Below are 23,278 nucleotides of genomic sequence, written 5' to 3' on the forward strand. Positions count from 1 at the left end.
CTATTATTTTGTTAAGATTCCGTCAATCATCTTCAGAGCATCCTCTGTCACAACAAGCACATCTGCGTTCAAAACCTTGTATGTATTGAGTGCTGATGCAGTCATGACTTCAGTACCCTGCAAGTTACGAGCTGACAAATATACATTTTTATTTACACCTGGCAAAAGAAGGAGCATCTTGCGGCCTTCTACTTTAAGATTTTTAGTAATATTTACAAAATCTTTAGTCTTTGGTGCATCCAAAGTAAAGTCTTCAACAACAACGATGTCATTACCCTGTGCCTTATAAGACAGAGCAGACTTACGAGCAAGAGCCTTTACTTTCTTGTTGAGTTTGAAACCATAATCACGAGGTTTCGGACCAAATACACGACCTCCACCAACGAGTACCGGTGAGTTGATGTCACCACGACGTGCACCACCTCCGCCTTTCTGACGGCCGAGCTTACGTGTAGAACCGCTTACTTCACTTCTTTCCTTTGTTTTAGCCGTACCCTGACGCTGGTTAGCGAGGTATTGCTTAACGTCAAGATACAAAACGTGATCGTTAGGCTCAATTCCGAAGATAGATTCGTTCAACGTAACCTTTCTTCCGGTCTCCTGACCATTGATATTTAATACGCTAACTTCCATTATTTATTAATTAATACGGTTGAACCATTGCATCCAGCTACAGAACCTTTCACGAGAATAAGGTTATGCTCCGGGATAACTTTTAATACTTTCAGATTCTGGGTTGTCACTCTGTCGCCGCCCATCTGTCCGGCCATGCGCATGCCCTTGAACACCTTTGCAGGATAAGAGCAAGCACCGATAGAACCCGGCTTACGCGCGCGGTCATCCTGTCCGTGAGTACTCTGACCAACACCACCGAATCCGTGACGCTTCATAACACCCTGGAAACCTTTTCCCTTTGAAGTACCAACAACGTCAACGTACTTTGCATCGTTGAAGATCTCAACAGTAAGCGTATCACCGAGGTTATATTCCTCGTCAAACTTGAACTCGGCCAAGTGTCTCTTAGGTGTTGTACCAGCTTTCTTAAAGCAGCCCATCATAGCCTTGGTAGTGTTCTTTTCCTTTGCCTCACCAAAGCCCAACTGAACAGCCTTATAACCGTCCTTTTCAACGGTTTTTACCTGTGTTACAACACAAGGACCAGCTTCGATAACAGTGCACGGCACATTCTTGCCGTCGGCACTGAAAACGGATGTCATTCCGATTTTTCTTCCAATTAATCCTGGCATTTCAATTAAAAATTAAATATTAAATAAATACTATACTTTGATTTCAACTTCTACGCCGCTCGGCAACTCAAGTTTCATCAGAGCGTCAACTGTCTTGGCAGTAGAGCTGTAGATATCGATAAGACGTTTGAAATCGCTGAGCTGGAACTGCTCACGTGCTTTCTTGTTAACGAATGTACTGCGGTTAACAGTATAGATACGTTTGTGTGTTGGCAATGGAATAGGACCGCTTACAATAGCGCCTGTAGCCTTTACTGCCTTAACGATTTTTTCTGCAGACTTATCAACCAACTTGTGGTCGTAACTCTTCAACTTGATTCTGATTTTCTGACTCATATTTATTATTTGATTATTAATTATTTCAAAAAGGAGTCTGCCGCTTAAGAGTCATTCGCTAAGTCGGCAGTACTCCGTTTTGTTTTTATTTTGCTTGGTTATACCAGATCTGCACGTCCTTTAACTTCCTCAAGCACAGCCTTAGCGATTGAGCTTGACAGAGGAGCGTGGTGGTCGTATTCCATTGAGCTTGTAGCACGACCTGATGTGATGGTACGCAATGCTGTTACGTAACCGAACATCTCAGCCAGCGGAACCATAGCCTTCACGATGCGTGCACCGCTACGAGCCTCGTCCATGCCTTCAACCTGTCCACGACGCTTGTTAAGGTCGCCGATAACATCACCCATGTTTTCTTCCGGAGTAACAACCTCCACCTTCATGATAGGCTCCATGAGCACAGGACCTGCCTTCGGGCAAGCATTCTTGTATGCATTGATGGCTGCGAGTTCGAATGACAACTGGTCAGAGTCTACCGGGTGGAAAGAACCATCGGTCAAAGTAACCTTCAGTCCTGTCATCGGATAACCACCGAGCACACCGTTCTTCATAGCGGTCTCAAAACCTTTCTGTACAGACGGTATGAATTCCTTCGGCACGTTACCACCCTTAACCTCATTGATGAACTGCAGATCGCCTTCCTTGTAATCCTCGTCCTTAGGACCTACAGTTACGATGATGTCAGCGAACTTACCACGTCCACCACTCTGCTTCTTGTAAACCTCACGCAGAGTGACAGGCTGTGTAATAGCCTCTTTATAGTTAACCTGTGGTTTACCCTGATTACATTCAACCTTGAACTCACGCTTCAGACGGTCGATGATAATGTCGAGGTGAAGCTCACCCATACCAGAGATAATTGTCTGGCCACTCTGTTCGTCAGTGCGTACTGTGAATGTCGGGTCTTCCTCAGCAAGTTTTGCAAGACCATTGTCGAGCTTAGCGATGTCAGCCTGGCTCTTCGGTTCAACAGCGATTGAAATCACTGTATCCGGGAATGTCATAGACTCTAGTACGATAGGATTAGCCTCGTCGCAAAGAGTATCACCTGTGCGGATATCCTTGAAACCAACACCTGCACCTATATCACCAGCCTCGATTGCCTCCATCGGGATTTCCTTGTTAGAGTTCATCTGGAACAGACGGCTGATACGCTCTTTCTTGCCCGAACGCGGGTTGTAAACATAAGAACCGGCTGTAACCTTACCTGAATAAACGCGGAAGAACACCAGACGTCCCATGAACGGGTCAGTTGCGATCTTGAACGCAAGAGCTGATGTCGGAGCATCCTCAGACGGTTTGCGTGCTTCCTCTTCTTCTGTATCAGGATTTGTTCCGATGATATCCTCTGTATCAAGAGGAGAAGGCAGGAATGCACATGTATAATCGAGAAGCGGCTGAACACCTTTGTTCTTATATGAAGAACCAAGAAGCATAGGTGTGATCTGCATAGAGATTGTACCCTTGCGGATTGCAGCGATAAGTTCTGCCTCACCTATTTCCTGACCTTCAAGATATTTCTCCATAAGAGCGTCATCGAAGCTTGCAGCGCTCTCGAGAAGCTTATCTCTCCATTCATTAGCTTCATCAACGAGATCAGCAGGAATATCCTCTACGCTGTACTCAGCACCCATTGTCTCGTCGTGCCACAGGATGGCCTTCATTTTGATAAGGTCAACAACACCCTTGAAGTTCTCCTCAGCACCGATTGGGATCTGTATAGGACACGGATTAGCACCCAGAATGTCCTTCATCTGCTGTACTGTCTCGAAGAAGTCAGCACCAGAACGGTCCATCTTGTTAACATATCCGATACGCGGAACGTTATACTTGTCAGCCTGACGCCATACTGTTTCTGACTGCGGCTGAACACCGTCTGCAGCTGAATATGTTGCGATAGCACCGTCGAGCACACGGAGTGAACGCTCAACCTCTGCAGTGAAGTCAACGTGTCCCGGAGTGTCGATCAAGTTGATTTTATAAGTCTTGTCATTCCACTTCCAGTTACATGTTGTTGCAGCAGAAGTAATAGTAATACCACGCTCCTGCTCCTGGGCCATCCAGTCCATTGTTGCAGCACCATCATGTACCTCACCGATCTTGTGTGTCTTACCGGTGTAGAAGAGGATACGCTCAGACGTTGTGGTCTTTCCGGCATCGATGTGAGCCATAATGCCGATGTTACGAGTCAAATGTAAATCGCGATTTGCCATTTTCTTTTTACCTTATTTAGTGGATTAGAATCTGAAGTGAGCAAATGCACGGTTAGCCTCTGCCATGCGGTGCATATCTTCCTTGCGCTTGAAGGCACCACCCTGATTGTTGTATGCATCCATGATCTCAGCCGCAAGCTTCTCAGCCATGCTCTTACCACCGCGCTTACGTGCGAACTGAATAAGATTCTTCATGGAGATGCTCTCCTTGCGCTCAGGACGGATTTCTGTAGGAACCTGGAATGTGGCACCACCGATACGGCGGCTCTTCACCTCAACCTGCGGAGTGATATTGTCAAGGGCCTGCTTCCATATTTCCAGAGCCGGCTTTTCTTCCTTGGCCATTTTCTCCTTCACTACATCAAGTGCATTGTAAAAAATCTCGTATGATGCATTTTTCTTGCCATCATACATCAGATGATTAACGAATTTTGAAACCTTCTGGTCGTTGAAGACGGGATCTGGAAGAACCACGCGCTTCTTTGGTTTTGCTTTTCTCATTTTGTTTTTGAAAATTTAATTCTGCTTGGGGCTGTTTATTAGTGTTCTTCAACGTCCGCACCCGGACATTTACTCAACCTGTGTCTTTAACAATTCTCCAGCAAAACGATTACTAAAATTTTTATAGTCCGATCAACAACTTGTTGTTATCTTATTTCTTTGCTTTCGGACGTTTTGCACCGTATTTAGAACGACGCTGTGTGCGGTTTGCAACACCTGCGGTATCAAGAGTACCACGAACGATGTGATAACGTACACCAGGAAGGTCCTTTACACGACCGCCACGAACCAGCACGATACTGTGCTCCTGCAGGTTGTGTCCCTCTCCCGGGATGTAAGAGTTCACTTCCTTCTGGTTTGTCAAACGAACACGGGCAACTTTACGCATTGCCGAATTAGGCTTCTTAGGTGTGGTTGTGTAGACACGAACGCAAACACCACGACGCTGAGGACATGCATCCAAAGCCGGTGACTTACTCTTGTCTTCGAGCACCTTTCTGCCTTTTCTTACCAATTGTGAAATTGTAGGCATAATTTTACTTTTTTAGAATTTATATATTTATTTTGTTGTTATCAAACTATTACAAAAGGGCTACAATAAGCCTTTCGGGCTGCAAAGGTACAAACTTTTATTTAATCCGCCTAACGAAACCTTCAAAGAAAGAAACAAAGAATAGATGAATTAACATTATATAACACACGTTAGACTAAATTACCAGTATTATCGTCCAACATTTACTCTATCAATGACAATCACAGTATGTTCAGAGCTGCTTCCGGACATCAACTAACGACATTTGCACACATGCAGAACCACGAATAACAATACATCTGCATCCAACTTTTCCGCATCATTTTCAGTCCGTTTTTCCTCATTGATTCTTTAATAATGCAGACAAACCGACTGCTCAAAAGTTTCATGAATCCACGTTTTGCAGGGAGAGTCACCCATAGACCGTCAGCGGCAACAACTGACTGCCCCAACTTTCAAACCACAGAGAATGCGACCGTCTGCAAACATACATACAAAGCGGCACCAGGCTTAAACAGTGTCAGCCACAAAACAACCTTCTGCATGACGGCACGACAAGGCTATCGAATAAGAAATCTTCCTGTAAACCCACTCCATAACATAAGTGAGGTCTACAGGAAGACTATATTACATATCTATGCTTCACCACTCTTGCAACAGCAAGAAGTCTAAGCGAACATCAGACGTATATTCAGAACAACTCACGTGCATGCAGATCATGCCTCACCGGTACCACCGTTGAACGGAGCGATGGTGCGGCCCTGCTGGTTCGGTATCTGTATTTTACCGAACGTCTGCTCATATTTATATATATTTTCCTGCAAAGCCTGCAACAGACGCTTTGCGTGTTCCGGAGCAAGAACCACTCTACTGCGCACCTGAGGTTTGGACATGCCGGGAAGCATGCGTGCGAAGTCGAGCACGAAGTCGGAACTTGAATGACTGATCAATGCAAGGTTGGCATATTGGCCGAGGGCTGTCTCCGGATTAAGCTCGATGGGAAAGCCCTGTTTCTGATTGTTGTTTTCGTCCATGATAATTTTTTAGTTTTAGATATTACAAAATAAAAAGCGCCGTATCCGCCAGCCGAGGCTGCAGGGTGCACAGCGCATCACATATATACTGCAAAGATAACATATCCGTAGAACATTCCCAAAAATATGCGTCGAAAAATAATTACCTCACGTAATAATAAATTCATGCCGACACGATCGAAAAATCATCAGCGCTATGACTGCACCGACTTTCCGTACTTTCCATCGGCTTCGATGTCGGCGTTTTTAAAGAAAACCCGGACGACGAACTTACAGATTTTCTTGACTTTATTTTGACAAAATAAAATCACGAAAGAGATGTAAAGGAATGTTAAATCGCATATGATTAAGGCTCTTTCGTCCCATACCGTCTTTTCATATACCCTGCAATGCGGTCCGGAATGGTTCATCTTGCGTTCCGATCATGCCTGTTTCAGGGTCCGATTACGCCCATATCAGGGTGTGATATGGTGCATTTCAGCCCCTGATATGGGCCATATCGCATGCTCAAACGGTGCTTTTTGCACGGCGGGAAAGCAACCGTCGTACATAATCCGCTGATGTTCAGTATTTTGTACAAACTTCTTATTTCTCGCGTATTTGCCTCTGAAGCAAAGTCTGTCCGCAAATTCTCATTTATTTTTTGGGGTAGAACAGAAAACTCGGACAAAAAAATCACAGGATGCTGAAAATCTGTAAATAGCCCATATTGTGTTCATTCCGGCAGAGTGGAATAATGCCTGTATAGGCTTGAAGCACCGGTCTCTTTGATTGAAGAATCAAGAATAAATCTCCACTGCACACTTCCGGTCATACAAAACGGCCTTTCCGAGCTTGCAGAAAGACTCTGTCAAGACAACGAGAAAGCCCGTTCTGCAAGTCCGGAAAGGCCGCTTCATAAATCAATATCAGTCTGCCCGACATGCGGACAATAAAACATGTCTTAACCCAACCGTCAACAAGCCGATGACGGGAAACATCTACCGTTCGTCTGTACCGACACTTATCACCTCGCGCACAAGATATACACCGTCATATTGTTCGGCGAAGCCATCGTCCCACTTGCCGTTATACTCCACCTTGAGCACAGCCTTCACGGGGCGTCCGTTCTTCTGTCCGCCCGTCACTCTGTCATACATATCAAGCAAGACACCGGTCTTGTCGACAAACCAGTATTCCTTGTCACTGCCCGCCGGTACGAACGAACGCACCTCGTGTGCCACACGCAGTTCGCCCTCGAGTGTATAAAGTATGTCCTTTGAGATGCCTCCGGCCTTTGTGTCGGTGAGTTCGATGGTAGTCTCATCAAAGATAGGTGCGTCCTGTCCTATTTCCACAAAGACCGCCTTCGACGGATTGCTGTCGTATATCTCAAAATAGCGCATACCGCTGTTGCCCACTCCCCATCCGCTGCATGTGACGGGCACAGGCTCATGACCGGAGATGGCGTCTATTTTCTTGGCATACTCTCCGTCCGGCACAAGTATATATCTGTGCACACCCTTCCTGCCTGAGTCCGTCTCCTTGAAACGGCAGGTCTGGCTATCTATCCATCCTTTGGAGGCACGGAGAGTATCGAGCAGTCCTTTTGTGCCACGGTTGCCTGTATTGAATATCTGTATCAGTCTGTGAGGACGCACATCGTTGTCTCTCACAAGCACCATGCCCGGCAACGACGGATCGGCCATGACACGCATATGTTCGTTCTGTTGTGCGAGCATACGGAGTCCTGCCCCACTCACTTCCTTCCAGACAAATCCCTCATAAGGCGGACGCGACGCCTTCAGACTGTCCTGACCTACGGTGCCTGCTGTCTTCATGTCGCCACGCACAAAGCGCATGGTGTGTCCGGCTCTGAAAGGTTTCAGTACAAGAGTGTCGCCCTGCAGGCTTACTATATCGAACGTATCTGCCACAAGACCGTCATGTGCGGTTCCACTCTCAGCACCGCTCAATATCAGAATTCCGTCACCTGCTTTCCACCTGTTGTATGCTGACAGATGCGTTCCCACTGGTACGAACTCACCGTTTTCCTTCAATTCCATACCTGCTACAAGAGAAGCTGCTCCGTCTGTCATCTCGTTCCATTGACCGACAAGGCGTGATGCATCGTCTGAGGCACATGCACACAACCCGAATGACAATAAGAAATACAATTTTTTCATAATTCTTAGCTGTTGAAAATAGGAATAATCTGATTTGAAACATAACTGCTGATGCATGCCGCACGAGACCGCTGTACGCATGAGAAACCGATAGCGGAAGCCGTCGTCACAACTGACACATGCATGCCGGAATGCCCTCCAAAAATATGAATATTAATTCACCGGACAATTTTTATTGTCATAAAAAAACAAAAAACGTAAATGATGTGCCAATGAAACACCATTCGCATACGGTGAATATAAGAATTATGGTGTAAAAGAAACGGAGACATGCACCTGCGCACATGTCTCCGTTTGTAATTATCATTTCCAATGCCAACAATCAGGCATCAGTACATTCAATATCATTCAGCCGAACCGTTCTCACCGGCAAAGTCGAGCACAGTCTTGCGGTTTGCCTGGATGCGGTCGTACTCTTCCTTCGAACCAACGATGAGTTTCTCCCACTGGCGGAGTCCTGTACCGGCCGGGATGAGGTGACCTGTGATCACGTTCTCCTTCATACCTTCCAGACGGTCTACCTTACCACGTATTGCAGCTTCGTTGAGCACCTTGGTTGTCTCCTGGAATGATGCAGCCGAGATGAAGCTCTTGGTCTGCAATGCTGCACGTGTGATACCCTGCAGAATCTGTGTAGAGGTTGCTGGGATAGTATCGCGCACCTGAACAAGACGAAGGTCGCGGCGCTTCAGGCTAGAGTTCTCGTCGCGCAGCTTGCGGGCAGAGATTATCTGACCTACCTTCAGAGTTTCTGAGTCGCCGGCGTCGGTTACGTACTTCTTGCCCCAGATGCGGTCGTTCTCCTCTGCGAAGTCGAGTTTGTCCACCATTTCCTGCTCGAGGAATGTTGTATCGCCCGGTTCGTCGATCTGTACCTTGCGCATCATCTGGCGTACGATGATCTCGAAGTGCTTGTCGTTGATCTTCACACCCTGCAGACGGTATACGTCCTGAACCTCGTTGACAATATATTCCTGAACGGCGGTCGGACCCTTGATGGCGAGGATGTCGCCCGGAGTGATGATACCGTCAGAAAGCGGAGTTCCGGCACGTACAGCGTCGTGCTCCTGAACAAGGATCTGCTTCGACAGACTTACCAGATATTTTCTCTGATCGCCGGTCTTGCTGGTCACGATGATCTCGCGGTTACCACGTTTCACCTTACCCATGGTCACCTCACCGTCGATTTCTGAAACCACGGCAGGGTTGCTCGGGTTGCGGGCCTCGAAGAGCTCTGTTACTCGTGGGAGACCTCCGGTGATGTCACCAGCCTTACCTACGGCACGCGGAATCTTGACGAGAGTTGCACCGGTTCTTACGGTCTGGCCGTCCTCAACAACAACGTGACCACCCACAGGGAAGTTATATGTACCAACCACCTCGCCGTCCGGACCGATGATGTCGCAGGTAGGAACCTTCGACTTGTCCTTTGAGTCGGTGATAATCTTCTCGGTAAGTCCTGTTGCCTCGTCGGTCTCGGCACGATATGTTATACCTTCTATCACATCGTTGAACTTCAGAGTTCCACCGTATTCCGTAACGATTACGGCATTGAACGGGTCCCACTTGGCGATGAGGTCGCCCTTCTTCACAATGTCGCCATTCTTGAAATAGAGTGACGAACCGTAAGGAACGTTGAGTGTAGAAAGTACGATGTCGGTATGCGGATCGATGAAGCGGATTTCAGACAGACGGCTTACTACCATGTCGCAGTTGATGTCTTTCTCACCGTCGTTCTCAATGAACGGAACGATGCGGAGCTCGTCGAACTCGATGCGTGAATCGTTCTTTGCAACGATAGATGCGTTGGCAGCTGCGTTGGCAGCCACACCACCGGCGTGGAACGTACGCAGAGTAAGCTGTGTTCCCGGCTCACCGATGGCCTGTGCGGCAATCACACCTACAGCCTCACCCATCTGCACCATGCGGCTTGTGGCAAGGTTGCGGCCGTAACACTTCATGCAGACACCATGCTTGCTTTCGCAGGTGAGCACCGAACGGATCTCTACGCTTTCGATTGGAGAATCCTCAATTGCCTTGGCAACCGATTCGGTAATCTCTTCACCGGCTGCAACGATGAGTTCGCCGGTTGTAGGATGTATGATGTCGTGAACAGACACACGTCCGAGAATACGTTCATAAAGAGTGGAGATGACTTCGTCGCCGTTCTTGAGAGCGGTGCAGACAAGTCCGCGCAGCGTACCACAGTCTTCCTCTGTGATGATCACATCGTGTGATACATCGACAAGACGACGTGTGAGGTAACCGGCGTCGGCTGTCTTCATGGCAGTGTCGGCAAGACCCTTACGTGCACCGTGAGATGCGATGAAGTACTCAAGCACTGACATTCCTTCCTTGAAGTTTGAAAGAATAGGGTTCTCAATGATCTGCGCGCCTTCGGCACCGGCCTTCTGCGGCTTGGCCATAAGTCCACGCATACCGGAAAGCTGCTTGATCTGGTCCTTAGAACCACGGGCTCCGGAGTCGAGCATCATGAACACAGCATTGAATCCCTGGTCGGCCTCGGTCATTTCCTTCATGAGGACGTTAGCAAGGTCGTTGTTCACGTGAGTCCATGTATCAATTACCTGATTGTAACGCTCGTTGTCGGTAATGAATCCCATGTTGTAGTTCTCAGTGATCTGACGTACTTCCTCATTACCTTTTTCAACGATAGCCTCTTTCTCCTTCGGGATGATGATATCGTCGAGGTTGAACGAAAGACCAGCGACATATGCCATGCGGTAACCGAGGTTCTTGATACCATCGAGGAACTCGCACGCACGGGCCATACCCACAGACTTAATAACGTCGGCAATGATACCACGCAGAGTCTTCTTGGATATGATGTCGTTGAAGTAACCTACTTCCTCCGGAATTATCTGGTTGACGATGACACGTCCTACGGAAGTGTCGACCATACGTTTCTGCATAACTCCATCAACGAGGTCGTTTACAACAACCTTTACAGGAGCGTGCAGGTCGCACTTGCCTTCATTGTGTGCGATGAGGGCTTCTTCCGGACCATAGAATATGAGTCCTTCACCCTTTGCACCCGGACGTATTTTTGTAATATAGTAGAGTCCGAGAACCATATCCTGTGACGGCACAGTGATAGGAGCACCGTTGGCCGGGTTAAGGATGTTGTGGCTCTGGAGCATCAGAATCTGTGCTTCAAGAATAGCCTCGTTGCTCAACGGGAGGTGAACAGCCATCTGGTCACCATCGAAGTCGGCGTTGAACGCAGTACATGCCAGCGGGTGGAGCTGGATAGCCTTACCCTCAATGAGCTTTGGCTGGAATGCCTGGATACCAAGACGGTGAAGTGTCGGCGCACGGTTGAGAAGTACCGGATGACCTTTCATCACGTTCTCAAGGATATCCCAGATGACCGGTTCGCGACGATCGACAATCTTCTTGGCACTCTTAACTGTCTTAACAATACCACGCTCGATGAGCTTGCGGATGATGAACGGCTTGTAAAGCTCGGCAGCCATGAGTTTCGGCAGACCGCACTCGCCCATCTTCAACTCAGGACCAACGACGATAACCGAACGTGCTGAATAATCGACACGCTTACCGAGAAGGTTCTGACGGAAACGTCCCTGTTTACCTTTGAGCGAATCGGACAATGATTTCAACGGACGGTTGCTGTCGCTCTTAACGGCAGAGCTCTTGCGTGAGTTGTCGAAGAGGCTGTCGACAGCTTCCTGAAGCATACGTTTCTCGTTGCGGAGAATAACCTCAGGTGCCTTGATCTCAACAAGACGCTTCAGACGGTTGTTACGTATGATGACACGACGATAAAGATCGTTGAGGTCTGATGTTGCGAAACGACCACCATCAAGCGGAACAAGCGGACGGAGTTCTGGCGGAATGACCGGAATAATCTTCATGATCATCCACTCAGGACGGTTCACACCACGGCTGGAACGGAAAGCCTCTACAACCTGCAGACGCTTGAGGGCTTCTGTCTTACGCTGCTGCGAAGAGTCGTTATTGGCACGGTCGCGCAGTTCGTAAGAAAGTGCATCCAGATCAATTGTAGACAAAAGATCGTAGATAGCCTCGGCTCCCATTTTGGCTATGAACTTGTTGGGATCTGAATCGTCGAGATATTCGTTACGCGGATCGAGTTTGTTCTCGATAATGTCGATGTACTCCTCTTCAGAAAGGAAGTCCATCTTATGAGAACCGTTGATCTCGACACCCTCTGCATCCTTGCGTCCCTCGAGGGCACCCGGCTGTACAACTACATATCTCTCATAATAGATCACCGAATCAAGACGCTTTGTCGGCATACCGAGCAAATATCCTATCTTGTTTGGCAAAGAACGGAAATACCAGATATGTGCTACAGGAACCACCAACTCGATGTGTCCGCTGCGCTCACGGCGTACCTTTTTCTCTGTAACCTCAACACCGCATCGGTCACAAACAATACCTTTATAACGTATGCGCTTGTACTTTCCGCACGCACACTCATAATCGCGGGTCGGACCGAATATGCGCTCGCAGAAAAGTCCGTCACGCTCAGGCTTGTATGTTCGATAATTGATTGTTTCCGGTTTGGTCACCTCACCAAACGAATTCTCCAGAATTTCTTCAGGCGAAGCAAGACCAACGGTGATCTTCGTGAAATTATTCTTTATTTTTGTATCTTTCTTAAAAGCCATATCATTTATAATTTAGGGTGTTCGGGATTAATCGAGTTTGATACTTAAACCAAGACCACGGAGCTCGTGCAGAAGCACATTGAGCGATTCTGGTATTCCCGGTGTAGGCATCGGATCGCCTTTGACAATTGCCTCGTATGCCTTTGAACGGCCTACAGTATCGTCTGACTTGATTGTCAGGATCTCCTGAAGTACATGGCTGGCACCGAATGCCTCGAGCGCCCAAACCTCCATCTCTCCGAAACGCTGACCTCCGAACTGTGCCTTACCACCAAGAGGCTGCTGTGTGATGAGAGAGTACGGACCGATAGAACGTGCGTGCATCTTGTCTTCAACCATATGACCAAGTTTCAAGAAGTAGGTTATACCCACAGTAGCCGGCTGGTCGAAGCGTTCGCCTGTCTCACCATCATAAAGATGGGTTGAACACAAGTGCGGCAGTCCTGCCTTATCAGTCCATTCAGAGAGGTCTTCAAGTTTTGCACCATCAAAGATAGGTGTTGCGAACTTCACTCCAAGCTTCTTTCCGGCAGCACCGAGGATAGCCTCGAATATCTGTCCAAGGTTCATACGTGAAGGCACACCCAGCGGGTTCAGTACAATATCGACTGGACGTCCGTCCTCGAGGAACGGCATATCCTCCATACGTACAATACGCGATACGATACCCTTGTTTCCGTGACGTCCGGCGAGTTTATCACCAACACCAATCTTACGTTTCTTGGCAATATAAACTTTAGCCATCTGCAGAATACCTGAAGGAAGTTCGTCTCCTATTGTTATGGCAAACTTTCTGCGTTTGAGTTCTGCATCAAGAAGTTTATATTTGCGTATGTAGTTCATTATAAGTTTCTGAATGAGCTCATTGGTATGTGCATCATCCGTCCATCCATTTGACTGGATGCCATCATATTCGAGGTTTTTGAGTGTCGGAGCAGTGAACTTGCTGCCCTTTGTTATTATCTCTGCACCCGAATAGTCCTTCACACCCTGAGATACCTTGTCTTCTGTGAGAATAAGCAGTTTCTCTACAAGGATATCCTTAAGGTCTTCATTCTTTGCCTCATACTCTTCGTCAATCTTGGCAAGCAGAACTTTATCCTGCTTCTTGGATTCACGTGTTTTGATGGCACGTGAGAACATCTTCTTGTCAATTACAACTCCACTGAGTGACGGGTTGGCCTTCAAAGAGGAATCCTTAACGTCTCCTGCCTTGTCTCCGAAGATAGCACGGAGAAGTTTCTCTTCCGGTGACGGATCACTCTCACCCTTCGGTGAAATCTTACCGATGAGGATGTCTCCCGGCTCAACACGCGCACCGATACGGATAACACCATTGTCATCAAGATCTTTTGTAGCCTCTTCGCTTACATTTGGTATATCGCTGGTGAATTCTTCCATACCACGCTTTGTCTCACGTACATCAAGCGAATACTCATCTACATGAACAGAGGTAAGGACATCATCGCGTACCATACGTTCGCTGAGCACAATAGCGTCCTCATAGTTGTAACCCTTCCACGGCATGTATGCAACAAGCAGGTTACGTCCGAGAGCAAGCTCACCATTTTCAGTAGCGTATCCTTCTGTAAGTATATCACCGGCTTTCACACGCTGACCCTTGTTACAGATAGGACGCAAGTCGATTGTCATATTCTGGTTTGTACGACGGAACTTCGGAATGCGATATTCCTTTGATGCAGGTTCGAAGCTTACGAACTCCTCATCTTCTGTACGGTCGTACAATATACGTATTGTTGTAGCATCTACATATTCTATAACACCATCACCTTCAGCAGTTATCATCGTGCGGGAATCCTCACAAACCTGCTTCTCCAGTCCGGTTCCTACAATAGGTGCATCATTATGCAACAATGGAACTGCCTGGCGCATCATGTTACATCCCATCAACGCACGGTGACCGTCATCATGCTCAAGGAAAGGAATAAGTCCGGCAGAAACAGAAGCGATCTGCTGTGGAGATACGTCCATAAGATCGACCTGCTCCGGTGCAACAACCGGGAAGTCTGCATCCTGACGGCACTTCACGTAATCACGTATAAACGAACCGTCTTCACGAAGAGGTGCATTTCCCTGACCGATGATGTGCTCCTGTTCTTCTTCCGCTGTAAGATATACAACATCTTCATTATTAAGATCAACGTTACCGTTAGTAACCTTACGATACGGTGTCTCAATAAATCCAAGTTCGTTTATAGTAGCATACACACACAATGACGATATAAGTCCGATGTTAGGACCTTCAGGACTCTCGATAGGACAGAGTCGGCCGTAGTGTGTGTAATGAACGTCACGCACCTCAAATCCGGCACGCTCACGAGAAAGTCCACCAGGACCCAACGCAGACAGACGACGTTTGTGAGTAACTTCAGCCAACGGGTTGGTCTGGTCCATGAACTGTGACAACGGGTTTGTACCGAAGAAAGAGTTGATGACGCTTGATATTGTCTTTGCGTTAATCAGGTCTGTAGGCTGGAATACTTCATTATCACGTACATTCATACGTTCGCGTATTGTACGACTCATACGAGCCAGACCTATTGAGAACTGATTACTCAATTGCTCTCCTACAGTACGTACACGACGGTTTGACAAATGGTCAATATCGTCTACTGTAGCGTTCGAATTGATAAGCTGAATAAGATACTTTATAATTTCAATTATATCGTCCTTTGTCAGCACACGAACATCAGACTCAGTATCAAGACCAAGTTTTCTATTTATACGGTAACGTCCTACTTCTCCCAAGTCATAACGCTTGTCTGAGAAGAACAGATTCTGGAAAACTTCACGTGCACTTGCATCATCTGCAGGATCTGCATTACGAAGCTGTCTGTAAATATATAAAACAGCTTCCTTTTCCGAGTTGCTTGGATCCTTGGCAAGTGTATTAAAGATTATAGAATATTTATTTGCAGCCTCTGCATCCTTATGCAGCAATACAGAAGGAGTTCCGCTTTCCAAGATATCAATGATATTATCTTCAGTGAGTTCAGTCTCACGTTCCATGATAACCTCATTACGCTCGATAGAAACAACTTCACCGGTATCTTCATCAACGAAATCTTCATTCCAGCTCTTCAGAACACGTGCTGCCAGTTTACGTCCGATGGCCGCCTTCATATTCTTCTTATTAACCTTAACTTCCTCCGCAAGGTCGAAAATCTGAAGAATATCCTTATCTTGCTCATATCCAATTGCACGAAGAAGAGTTGTAACAGGCAATTTCTTCTTACGATCGATATAAGCATACATCACATTGTTGATATCTGTAGCAAATTCTATCCATGAACCCTTAAAAGGTATGATTCGCGCAGAATAAAGCACAGTGCCGTTTGCATGTACACCTTGTCCAAAGAATACACCTGGAGAACGATGCAACTGTGAAACAACAACTCGCTCAGCACCATTTATGATAAATGTGCCATTGCTTGTCATATAAGGGATTGTGCCCAAGAAAACATCTTGTATGAATGTACCGAAATCCTCATGATCTGGATCTGTACAATACAATTTCATCTTGGCCTTCAAAGGCACGCTATATGTAAGTCCACGCTCAAGACATTCCTCTATAGTATAACGCGGTGGATCGATGTAATAATCGAGGAACTCAAGAACAAAATTGTTTCTAGTGTCTGTTATCGGGAAATTTTCAGAGAAAACCTTATACAGACCATCGTTCTTGCGTTCTTCGGGGGGAGTGTCCATCTGAAGGAAGTCTTTAAACGACTTAAGCTGCACATCAAGAAAATCCGGATATGGCATCGGATTGTGGATGCTGGCAAAATTCACTCTGTTATCAACAATTTTTGAAGCCATCAGAAGATATTAATATTAATAATAAATTAAAAGACACAAAAAGGTTAGAACCTACCTACCTGGAAGATTCTAACCGTATTTTAAAAAGATTCATACAGAAGACAAATTATTGTCTTACTGCGAATTTATAAGATTTATTACTTGAGCTCAACTTTAGCACCAGCCTCTTCGATAGCCTTCTTCAAGTTCTCAGCCTCTTCCTTAGAAAGACCTTCCTTGATTGTTGCAGGAGCGCCATCTACGAGATCCTTAGCCTCTTTCAGACCAAGACCGCAAGCTTCCTTAACAGCCTTAACAACCTGGAGTTTAGCGCCACCAACCTCAGCGAGAACAACGTCGAAAGAAGTCTTCTCCTCTGCTTCAGCAGCACCAGCAGCTGCAGGACCAGCAGCTACAGCTACAGCTGCAGCAGCAGGCTCGATTCCATACTCGTCCTTCAGGACTGTTGCCAACTCATTTACTTCTTTTACTGTAAGATTTACTAACTCTTCAGCAATAGCTTTTATATCTGCCATTTTATTTAAAATTTTAATTGTTTTTTAATATTAATAATTGTTTATTGTTACTCTGGGCGCTCACCCAAAGTTTTGAGAACGCCATGAATTGTATTAGCACCTGACTGAAGTGCAGAAACGACGTTCTTAGCAGGCGACTGCAGCAATGCAACAATTTCGGCGATAACCTCGTTCTTGCTCTTCAATGCGGCAAGTTCAGCGAGCTTGTCAGCACCTACATACATGCATTCTTCTGCATATGCACCTTTAAGAGCGGGGATACCTTCTTTAGTGTACTCTTTCAGAAGTTTTGCAGGAACATTCGCAGTATGTGTGAACAATACAGCGGTTGTGCCTTTAAGTGTACAATACAAAGGTTCAAAATCTACGTCTGATGCTTCGAAAGCTTTGTGAAGGAGTGTGTTCTTCACAACAACCATCTTTATTTCACTCTTGAAGCACTTGCGGCGCAAGTTACTTGTAGCCTCTGCATTCAGACCAGTTACATCAACCAGATAAAAATGAGGATATTCCTTCAGTTTCTGGCCGAGTTCGTTTATAATAGTATCTTTTACTTCTTTTCTCATTTTACAAAACTTTTAGAGTTACTCAACTGATTTAGGATCAACTTTGATACCCTTACTCATAGTGCTAGAAATAAAGATACTCTTAATATATGTACCTTTAGCAGCAGAAGGTTTCAGCTTTATAACAGTAGCGATAAACTCCTTTGCGTTCTGCATAATCTGCTCAGCTGTAAAGCTTACCTTACCAATAGAGGTGTGGATAATACCAGCCTTATCTACTTTGAAGTCTATCTTACCTTGCTTAACCTCTTTCACTGCTTTAGCAACATCCATTGTCACAGTACCGCTTTTAGGATTCGGCATAAGTCCACGTGGTCCGAGTACACGTCCCAAAGGACCTATCTTACCCATGCATGACGGCATTGTTATGATAACATCCACATCGGTCCATCCACCTTTAATCTTTTCGATATATTCGTCAAGACCGACATAGTCAGCACCTGCTTCTTTCGCAGCAGCTTCAGCATCTGGTGTACACAAGCAGAGTACGCGTGTAACTTTACCAGTACCATTCGGAAGCGAAACTACGCCACGAACCATCTGGTTTGCCTTACGCGGGTCAACGCCTAAGCGTACATCGATATCTACTGAAGCATCAAACTTGGTAGTTGTTATTTCCTTAACCAACTCCGATGCTTCCATCAAAGAGTATGCTTTCCCTGCTTCAACCTTATCAGCTACTGATTTTTGATTTTTTGTCAGTTTACTCATTTTCTTAATTGAAGTTATAAATTATTTACCAGGGAAGTCCCCTTTTACAGTAATACCCATACTTCTTGCTGTACCGGCAACGAGTTTCATTGCTGCTTCAACAGTAAAGCAGTTAAGATCCTTCATTTTGTCTTCTGCAATTGCTCTAACCTGATCCCAAGTCACGCTAGCAACTTTCTGACGATTAGGCTGTGCTGAGCCGCTCTTTACCTTAGCAGCTTCTTTCAGCTGTACTGCAGCAGGCGGAGTCTTAAGCTCGAAGCTGAACGACTTGTCGGTGTAGTAAGTGATAACAACAGGAATGATCTTACCTGCCTTATCCTGGGTTCTGGCGTTGAACTCTTTGCAGAATCCCATAATGTTAATACCCTTCGAACCCAAAGCCGGTCCTACGGGAGGAGAGGGATTCGCTGCGCCACCTTTAATCTGTAATTTGATTAATCCAGCAACTTCTTTAGCCATTTTTGTTTATAATTAAATGATTAGTATAAAAAGATTGCGACACATCCGTAACAATGCATCAGCCCTCTTTTTCAACTTGCATAAAACCTAATTCCAATGGAGTCTTTCTTCCAAAGATTTTAACCATCACCTTCAGTTTACGCTTCTCAGTATTGACCTCTTCGATCACACCACTGAATCCACTGAAAGGACCGTCAATAACTTTTACAGTTTCATCGACAACATATGGAATATTCACGTCGTCTACAAGCTCAGTCTCTTCTGCGGTACCCAACATACGGTTTATATCCGCCTGCGGAACCGGAGAAGGATTGTCCAGTCCACCAAGGAAGCCTAAAACATTGGGCATGAATCGCAATGTATGTGCAACATCTCCAACGAGAGAGGCTTCTACGAAAACATAGCCGGGAAGAGAGATTTTCTCTTTAATAACTCTCTTACCATTACGTAAAGAAGCATGCTTCTCCATTGGTATCACCACCTGAGAAACATGTGTAGATAGCAACGTGTTGTGCTTCATCTCAGCCTCGATATATTCCTTAACCTTAGCTTCCTTACCACTGACAGCACGTAATACATACCAGTTCTTTCCTGTTTCAGCCATCTTTCAATAAATTAACCTGGATAAACCATACTCATGATCCACTCAAAGAGTTGATCCATTGCGAACACGACACAAGCTATGACAAGGGAAGCAGATAATACAATCATAGCACTGTGCGTAAGTTCGGCACCTGTAGGCCATGTAGTCTTATGCGCAAGTTCGTTGTAACAAACCTTGCAATAATTCACAAATTTCTTGAACATATTATCTTTATTTAGCACGGGATGAGAGGCTCGAACTCCCGACACCTGGTTTTGGAGACCAGTGCTCTACCAACTGAGCTAATCCCGTAAAAAATTCCCGCATGCCGCTCATGCGGGAACGTTTATGTTTATTTCATCATTCAAGAACTCTAAATTCCCGGATTATGAAATTAGTCTTCGTAAACTTCTGTAATCTGACCAGAACCTACTGTACGACCACCTTCACGGATAGCGAAGCGCAGACCCTTATTCAAAGCAACAGCATAGATCAGTTCAACAGTGATTTCAACGTTATCACCAGGCATTACCATTTCTACGCCTTCCGGAAGAGAAATTTCACCGGTGCAGTCCATTGTACGGAGATAGAACTGTGGACGATACTTGTTTCCGAACGGAGTATGACGACCACCTTCTTCTTTCTTCAGAACGTAGATAGAAGCCTTGAACTTCTTGAACGGTTTGATCTGACCCGGATGACAGAGAACCATACCACGTTTGATTTCATTCTTATCGATACCACGGAGGAGCAGACCTACGTTGTCACCAGCTTCACCTTCATCAAGAATCTTACGGAACATTTCAACACCTGTTACAACGCTCTTCTTATCCTCGCCAAGACCGAGAAGCTCTACTTCATCACCAACCTTAACACGGCCAGTTTCGATACGACCAGTAGCAACTGTACCACGACCTGTGATTGAGAATACATCCTCAACAGGCATCAAGAACGGTTTATCGAGATCGCGCGGCGGCTCCTGAATCCATTCATCAACGGCATTCATAAGCTCCATTACTTTCTCTTCCCATTTTGCTACGCCATTAAGTGCGCCAAGTGCAGAACCGCGGATGATAGGAGTATCATCTTCGAATTCATACTGATCGAGGATTTCTCTAACTTCCATTTCAACGAGTTCGAGCATTTCCTCATCCTCAACCATATCACACTTATTCAGGAATACGACCATACGCGGAACGTTTACCTGACGTGCGAGAAGCACGTGCTCACGTGTCTGAGGCATAGGACCGTCAGTTGCAGCAACAACAAGGATCGCGCCGTCCATCTGAGCAGCACCTGTTACCATGTTCTTTACATAGTCAGCGTGTCCCGGACAGTCTACGTGTGCATAGTGACGCTTTGCTGTTTCATATTCCACATGGGCAGTATTGATAGTGATACCGCGTTCCTTTTCCTCAGGTGCGTTATCAATCTGGTCGAAAGACTTAACCTCAGAAAGACCTTGCTTAGCCAAAACAGTTGTGATGGCAGCGGTCAGAGTGGTCTTACCATGGTCAACGTGACCTATCGTACCAATGTTTACGTGCGGTTTCGTGCGCACAAAATTCTCTTTAGCCATAGCTTTTCTTGTTTTATTTATATAAATTGAATTATCTGTTTTTCTTCTGACTCCTTAAACAAATAAAGAACAGAAGTAGAGCTGTAACTGAGAGTTGAACTCAGGACCTCTTCCTTACCAAGGAAGTGCTCTACCACTGAGCTATTACAGCAAGTTAGAGCGGAAAACGGGACTCAAACCCGCGACCCCCAGCTTGGAAGGCTAGTGCTCTATCAACTGAGCTATTTCCGCAAAACTTCAACTGAAGTGGGTGGTGATGGATTCGAACCACCGAAGGCATCGCCAGCAGATTTACAGTCTGCCCCATTTGGCCACTCTGGTAACCACCCCTACTTGTTCAATAAATTCTCAGAGTAAAGAACTTCGTCTTTCGACCAGCATCTTCTTCTCTTCTTTTCCTTGAGCCTCTTGTCGGATTCGAACCAACGACCCCGAGATTACAAATCACGTGCTCTGGCCAACTGAGCTAAAGAGGCAAATCCCTGCAGCCATAAGGCTTATTGATTTAGGACCTGTTCTAAAACGGCTGCAAAGATAGGCATTATTTTTTAATCTCCAAAACTTTTTGCGATTTTTTTTATCTTTCGCGCAATTTTTCTTTAAATTTCGCCAATTGGACCCTCATAGCATCGATACAAAGGTCAATTCCCTCCTCAAAAGTATCACACGTTTTTTCCACAAATAAAGTGGTTCCCGGAACCGACACAGTCATACTTGTTTCTTTATTTAGTGCAGTGGCGGGCTTCACTACTTTCAGTTGCACCTCTACTTTCTGAATGTCCTCAAATGATTTTTCCAACTTAGCTGTTTTCTTTTCGATAAACGCCTGCAGTTTCTCGGTAGCGTCAAAATGAATCGACTGAACTTTTACTTCCATATACGTACCTCCTTTAAATTTAGGTTAAGCCCTTGGATGGGCATTTGAATATATACGCTTCAACTGCTCAAAAGTCGTGTGCGTGTATATTTCGGTTGTCGACAGACTTTCATGTCCGAGCAGTTTCCGCACACTTTCTAAACCAGCATCATGATTGAGCATCGCTGTGGCAAACGAATGCCGTAGTATATGCGGTGAACGTTTTTTCAATGTACATACAGCAGAAAGCGCATTTCTGACTTTCAGCCTAACAGACGCATCACTGAATCTACATCCTTTGGATGTAAGAAAAAAAGCTTCATCCACATCCGTCAGGTCCGCCACCTCCACATCGCGCCTATATATATATATGTTCAATGCATTACGAAGTTCTTCACCAAACGGAATTATACGCTGTTTATTCCTCTTACCAGTAACTTTCAGCTCAAAACTTTCCAAATCCACCGACCTATTATTCAAACCGGTCAGTTCCGAAAGCCGCACACCCGTCTCATAAAAGACCATGATCATTGTCCGCAGACAAACATCATCATATCCGTCGCCCCACATATTCGAATCGAGCAGCCTATCCATTTCCTCTTCTCTGAGAAAATATGGCAACGTCGATTCTTTCTTCGGACCGACAATACAGCACGAAGGATCATGTTCAACAAAACCTCGGGATAATGCAAAACGATAAAGGGAACGCACTGCGCTCAATCTTCGATTGATTGAAGCCGCGGTGTTTCCTTTATCCATCATGCTCTCCATCCAGTCACGGATAATATCGGAATCAACTAATTCCCAAGAGAGATGATCATCCAAATTTTTGAAGTACGATTCGAATGCCTTAACATCCTCGCCGTAACTCTTTACTGTCAGCGCAGAACGATTGCGTTCATACTGCAGATAGTTCAAAAATTCTTTTATTATCATCAATCCGTTGCTCAAATCATAATATATTTCGGCAACGAATATACAGAATAAAATTCAAACTACCAAATTTTAGAGGCAAATTTTAATCCTCTGCTGCGCGCAATTTCTGTACATAGATGGCATGTTCCATCTTGAGTCTCTTCAGCACAGACGGTTTGTTATACTGCTGACGCTTACGCAGTTCTTTCATAACGCCTGTCTTTTCAAATTTTCTCTTAAACTTCTTGAGAGCTCTTTCGATATTCTCACCATCTTTAACTGGTACAATTATCATGCTATTTTTGTTTTTAATTATTTATATTATACTTATACTATTTTGGCTACTGCCACAAAATGCGGTGCAAAATTACACTTTATTTTTGAACTCAACAACTTTTCACGTTCTTTTTTATGTTTTCTCCTTAACTTTTTATCATTTGGACGTATAATCTCTTCAAAAAGCCACTATAAACCAATCAAATATACATTTTCCATCCATCATCGTACACAAGATATATTTGAAGTTTATTATAGAATCGTACTTGCC

20 protein-coding genes and 5 tRNA genes are annotated in these 23,278 nt (G+C 45.5%); all 25 read right to left on the reverse strand.

Features of this window, described 5'->3' with window-relative positions; translation table 11 throughout:
- Positions 1 to 3 precede the first annotated feature (3 nt).
- The 25 genes from rplD to rpsU all read right to left on the reverse strand — a co-directional run bounded on the left by rplD (position 4) and on the right by rpsU (position 23,026).
- A complete protein-coding gene (rplD, locus tag WKT13_RS06705; protein ID WP_340323320.1) occupies positions 4 to 633 on the reverse strand; it encodes a 50S ribosomal protein L4 in 630 nt (209 codons plus the stop codon).
- Positions 633 to 1,247, reverse strand: a complete 615-nt coding sequence (rplC, locus tag WKT13_RS06710) for a 50S ribosomal protein L3 (RefSeq protein ID WP_298619321.1) — start codon at positions 1,245 to 1,247, stop codon at positions 633 to 635. Before rplC ends, rplD begins: the two co-directional genes overlap by 1 nt.
- 30 nt (positions 1,248 to 1,277) lie before the next feature.
- On the reverse strand, positions 1,278 to 1,583 hold the full coding sequence (rpsJ, locus tag WKT13_RS06715) for a 30S ribosomal protein S10 (protein ID WP_021582852.1): 306 nt from the start codon (positions 1,581 to 1,583) through the stop codon (positions 1,278 to 1,280).
- Between the two features lie 98 nt (positions 1,584 to 1,681).
- A complete protein-coding gene (gene fusA / locus WKT13_RS06720) occupies positions 1,682 to 3,796 on the reverse strand; it encodes an elongation factor G (protein WP_298619317.1) in 2,115 nt (704 codons plus the stop codon).
- 24 nt (positions 3,797 to 3,820) lie between these two features.
- Entirely contained in the window at positions 3,821 to 4,297 is a 477-nt protein-coding gene (gene rpsG / locus WKT13_RS06725) for a 30S ribosomal protein S7 (protein WP_298619315.1), read from the reverse strand.
- Positions 4,298 to 4,448: 151 nt separating this feature from the next.
- Complete coding sequence (gene rpsL, locus WKT13_RS06730) at positions 4,449 to 4,829, reverse strand: 30S ribosomal protein S12 (RefSeq protein WP_021992964.1); 381 nt, start codon at positions 4,827 to 4,829, stop codon at positions 4,449 to 4,451.
- A 716-nt stretch (positions 4,830 to 5,545) separates the two neighbouring features.
- Positions 5,546 to 5,863 (reverse strand): DUF3467 domain-containing protein, encoded by a 318-nt coding sequence (locus tag WKT13_RS06735; RefSeq protein ID WP_294459515.1) that lies wholly within the window; start codon positions 5,861 to 5,863, stop codon positions 5,546 to 5,548.
- A gap of 980 nt (positions 5,864 to 6,843) precedes the next feature.
- Positions 6,844 to 8,028, reverse strand: a complete 1,185-nt coding sequence (locus tag WKT13_RS06740) for a lipocalin family protein (protein WP_340323321.1) — start codon at positions 8,026 to 8,028, stop codon at positions 6,844 to 6,846.
- Between the two features lie 344 nt (positions 8,029 to 8,372).
- Positions 8,373 to 12,704 (reverse strand): DNA-directed RNA polymerase subunit beta', encoded by a 4,332-nt coding sequence (rpoC, locus tag WKT13_RS06745; protein ID WP_340323322.1) that lies wholly within the window; start codon positions 12,702 to 12,704, stop codon positions 8,373 to 8,375.
- 27 nt (positions 12,705 to 12,731) lie between these two features.
- Positions 12,732 to 16,544 carry a DNA-directed RNA polymerase subunit beta gene (gene rpoB / locus WKT13_RS06750; protein ID WP_340323323.1) on the reverse strand — a complete coding sequence of 1,271 codons (3,813 nt, stop codon included), beginning with the start codon at positions 16,542 to 16,544 and terminating at the stop codon, positions 12,732 to 12,734.
- A 137-nt stretch (positions 16,545 to 16,681) separates the two neighbouring features.
- Positions 16,682 to 17,059 (reverse strand): 50S ribosomal protein L7/L12, encoded by a 378-nt coding sequence (rplL, locus tag WKT13_RS06755; protein WP_298619306.1) that lies wholly within the window; start codon positions 17,057 to 17,059, stop codon positions 16,682 to 16,684.
- Between the two features lie 47 nt (positions 17,060 to 17,106).
- Entirely contained in the window at positions 17,107 to 17,625 is a 519-nt protein-coding gene (gene rplJ / locus WKT13_RS06760) for a 50S ribosomal protein L10 (protein ID WP_298619304.1), read from the reverse strand.
- Positions 17,626 to 17,643: 18 nt separating this feature from the next.
- Entirely contained in the window at positions 17,644 to 18,336 is a 693-nt protein-coding gene (gene rplA, locus WKT13_RS06765) for a 50S ribosomal protein L1 (RefSeq protein ID WP_021992058.1), read from the reverse strand.
- 21 nt (positions 18,337 to 18,357) lie between these two features.
- Complete coding sequence (rplK, locus tag WKT13_RS06770) at positions 18,358 to 18,798, reverse strand: 50S ribosomal protein L11 (protein ID WP_021992059.1); 441 nt, start codon at positions 18,796 to 18,798, stop codon at positions 18,358 to 18,360.
- 58 nt (positions 18,799 to 18,856) lie between these two features.
- Positions 18,857 to 19,402, reverse strand: coding sequence for a transcription termination/antitermination protein NusG (gene nusG, locus WKT13_RS06775; RefSeq protein ID WP_298619302.1), 546 nt, complete (start codon positions 19,400 to 19,402; stop codon positions 18,857 to 18,859).
- A gap of 11 nt (positions 19,403 to 19,413) precedes the next feature.
- On the reverse strand, positions 19,414 to 19,605 hold the full coding sequence (gene secE, locus WKT13_RS06780; protein ID WP_021992061.1) for a preprotein translocase subunit SecE: 192 nt from the start codon (positions 19,603 to 19,605) through the stop codon (positions 19,414 to 19,416).
- A gap of 15 nt (positions 19,606 to 19,620) precedes the next feature.
- Positions 19,621 to 19,693, reverse strand: a tRNA-Trp gene (locus tag WKT13_RS06785).
- A gap of 82 nt (positions 19,694 to 19,775) precedes the next feature.
- Complete coding sequence (gene tuf, locus WKT13_RS06790) at positions 19,776 to 20,960, reverse strand: elongation factor Tu (RefSeq protein WP_298619300.1); 1,185 nt, start codon at positions 20,958 to 20,960, stop codon at positions 19,776 to 19,778.
- A gap of 79 nt (positions 20,961 to 21,039) precedes the next feature.
- Positions 21,040 to 21,111: transfer RNA gene (locus WKT13_RS06795), tRNA-Thr, on the reverse strand.
- Between the two features lie 7 nt (positions 21,112 to 21,118).
- A tRNA-Gly gene (locus tag WKT13_RS06800) sits at positions 21,119 to 21,191 on the reverse strand.
- Positions 21,192 to 21,207: 16 nt separating this feature from the next.
- Positions 21,208 to 21,289 (reverse strand) — tRNA-Tyr (locus tag WKT13_RS06805).
- A gap of 73 nt (positions 21,290 to 21,362) precedes the next feature.
- Positions 21,363 to 21,436, reverse strand: a tRNA-Thr gene (locus tag WKT13_RS06810).
- A 101-nt stretch (positions 21,437 to 21,537) separates the two neighbouring features.
- Entirely contained in the window at positions 21,538 to 21,837 is a 300-nt protein-coding gene (gene hpf, locus WKT13_RS06815) for a ribosome hibernation-promoting factor, HPF/YfiA family (protein ID WP_298619298.1), read from the reverse strand.
- Positions 21,838 to 21,861: 24 nt separating this feature from the next.
- On the reverse strand, positions 21,862 to 22,752 hold the full coding sequence (locus WKT13_RS06820) for a tyrosine-type recombinase/integrase (protein WP_340323371.1): 891 nt from the start codon (positions 22,750 to 22,752) through the stop codon (positions 21,862 to 21,864).
- A gap of 82 nt (positions 22,753 to 22,834) precedes the next feature.
- Positions 22,835 to 23,026 carry a 30S ribosomal protein S21 gene (rpsU, locus tag WKT13_RS06825; RefSeq protein ID WP_021992065.1) on the reverse strand — a complete coding sequence of 64 codons (192 nt, stop codon included), beginning with the start codon at positions 23,024 to 23,026 and terminating at the stop codon, positions 22,835 to 22,837.
- Between the last annotated feature and the right edge of the window lie 252 nt (positions 23,027 to 23,278).

Origin of the sequence: Prevotella sp. HCN-7019 (assembly GCF_037890215.1) — a bacterium.
GTDB lineage: Bacteria > Bacteroidota > Bacteroidia > Bacteroidales > Bacteroidaceae > Prevotella.

What these genes read in the sequence shown, in the direction of transcription:
- rplD (WP_340323320.1), bottom strand. Translation starts at nt 633, where the DNA reads ATGGAAGTTAGCGTATTAAATATCAATGGTCAGGAGACCGGAAGAAAG.
- rplC (WP_298619321.1), bottom strand. Translation starts at nt 1,247, where the DNA reads ATGCCAGGATTAATTGGAAGAAAAATCGGAATGACATCCGTTTTCAGT.
- rpsJ (WP_021582852.1), bottom strand. Translation starts at nt 1,583, where the DNA reads ATGAGTCAGAAAATCAGAATCAAGTTGAAGAGTTACGACCACAAGTTG.
- fusA (WP_298619317.1), bottom strand. Translation starts at nt 3,796, where the DNA reads ATGGCAAATCGCGATTTACATTTGACTCGTAACATCGGCATTATGGCT.
- rpsG (WP_298619315.1), bottom strand. Translation starts at nt 4,297, where the DNA reads ATGAGAAAAGCAAAACCAAAGAAGCGCGTGGTTCTTCCAGATCCCGTC.
- rpsL (WP_021992964.1), bottom strand. Translation starts at nt 4,829, where the DNA reads ATGCCTACAATTTCACAATTGGTAAGAAAAGGCAGAAAGGTGCTCGAA.
- WKT13_RS06735 (WP_294459515.1), bottom strand. Translation starts at nt 5,863, where the DNA reads ATGGACGAAAACAACAATCAGAAACAGGGCTTTCCCATCGAGCTTAAT.
- WKT13_RS06740 (WP_340323321.1), bottom strand. Translation starts at nt 8,028, where the DNA reads ATGAAAAAATTGTATTTCTTATTGTCATTCGGGTTGTGTGCATGTGCC.
- rpoC (WP_340323322.1), bottom strand. Translation starts at nt 12,704, where the DNA reads ATGGCTTTTAAGAAAGATACAAAAATAAAGAATAATTTCACGAAGATC.
- rpoB (WP_340323323.1), bottom strand. Translation starts at nt 16,544, where the DNA reads ATGGCTTCAAAAATTGTTGATAACAGAGTGAATTTTGCCAGCATCCAC.
- rplL (WP_298619306.1), bottom strand. Translation starts at nt 17,059, where the DNA reads ATGGCAGATATAAAAGCTATTGCTGAAGAGTTAGTAAATCTTACAGTA.
- rplJ (WP_298619304.1), bottom strand. Translation starts at nt 17,625, where the DNA reads ATGAGAAAAGAAGTAAAAGATACTATTATAAACGAACTCGGCCAGAAA.
- rplA (WP_021992058.1), bottom strand. Translation starts at nt 18,336, where the DNA reads ATGAGTAAACTGACAAAAAATCAAAAATCAGTAGCTGATAAGGTTGAA.
- rplK (WP_021992059.1), bottom strand. Translation starts at nt 18,798, where the DNA reads ATGGCTAAAGAAGTTGCTGGATTAATCAAATTACAGATTAAAGGTGGC.
- nusG (WP_298619302.1), bottom strand. Translation starts at nt 19,402, where the DNA reads ATGGCTGAAACAGGAAAGAACTGGTATGTATTACGTGCTGTCAGTGGT.
- secE (WP_021992061.1), bottom strand. Translation starts at nt 19,605, where the DNA reads ATGTTCAAGAAATTTGTGAATTATTGCAAGGTTTGTTACAACGAACTT.
- tuf (WP_298619300.1), bottom strand. Translation starts at nt 20,960, where the DNA reads ATGGCTAAAGAGAATTTTGTGCGCACGAAACCGCACGTAAACATTGGT.
- hpf (WP_298619298.1), bottom strand. Translation starts at nt 21,837, where the DNA reads ATGGAAGTAAAAGTTCAGTCGATTCATTTTGACGCTACCGAGAAACTG.
- WKT13_RS06820 (WP_340323371.1), bottom strand. Translation starts at nt 22,752, where the DNA reads ATGATAATAAAAGAATTTTTGAACTATCTGCAGTATGAACGCAATCGT.
- rpsU (WP_021992065.1), bottom strand. Translation starts at nt 23,026, where the DNA reads ATGATAATTGTACCAGTTAAAGATGGTGAGAATATCGAAAGAGCTCTC.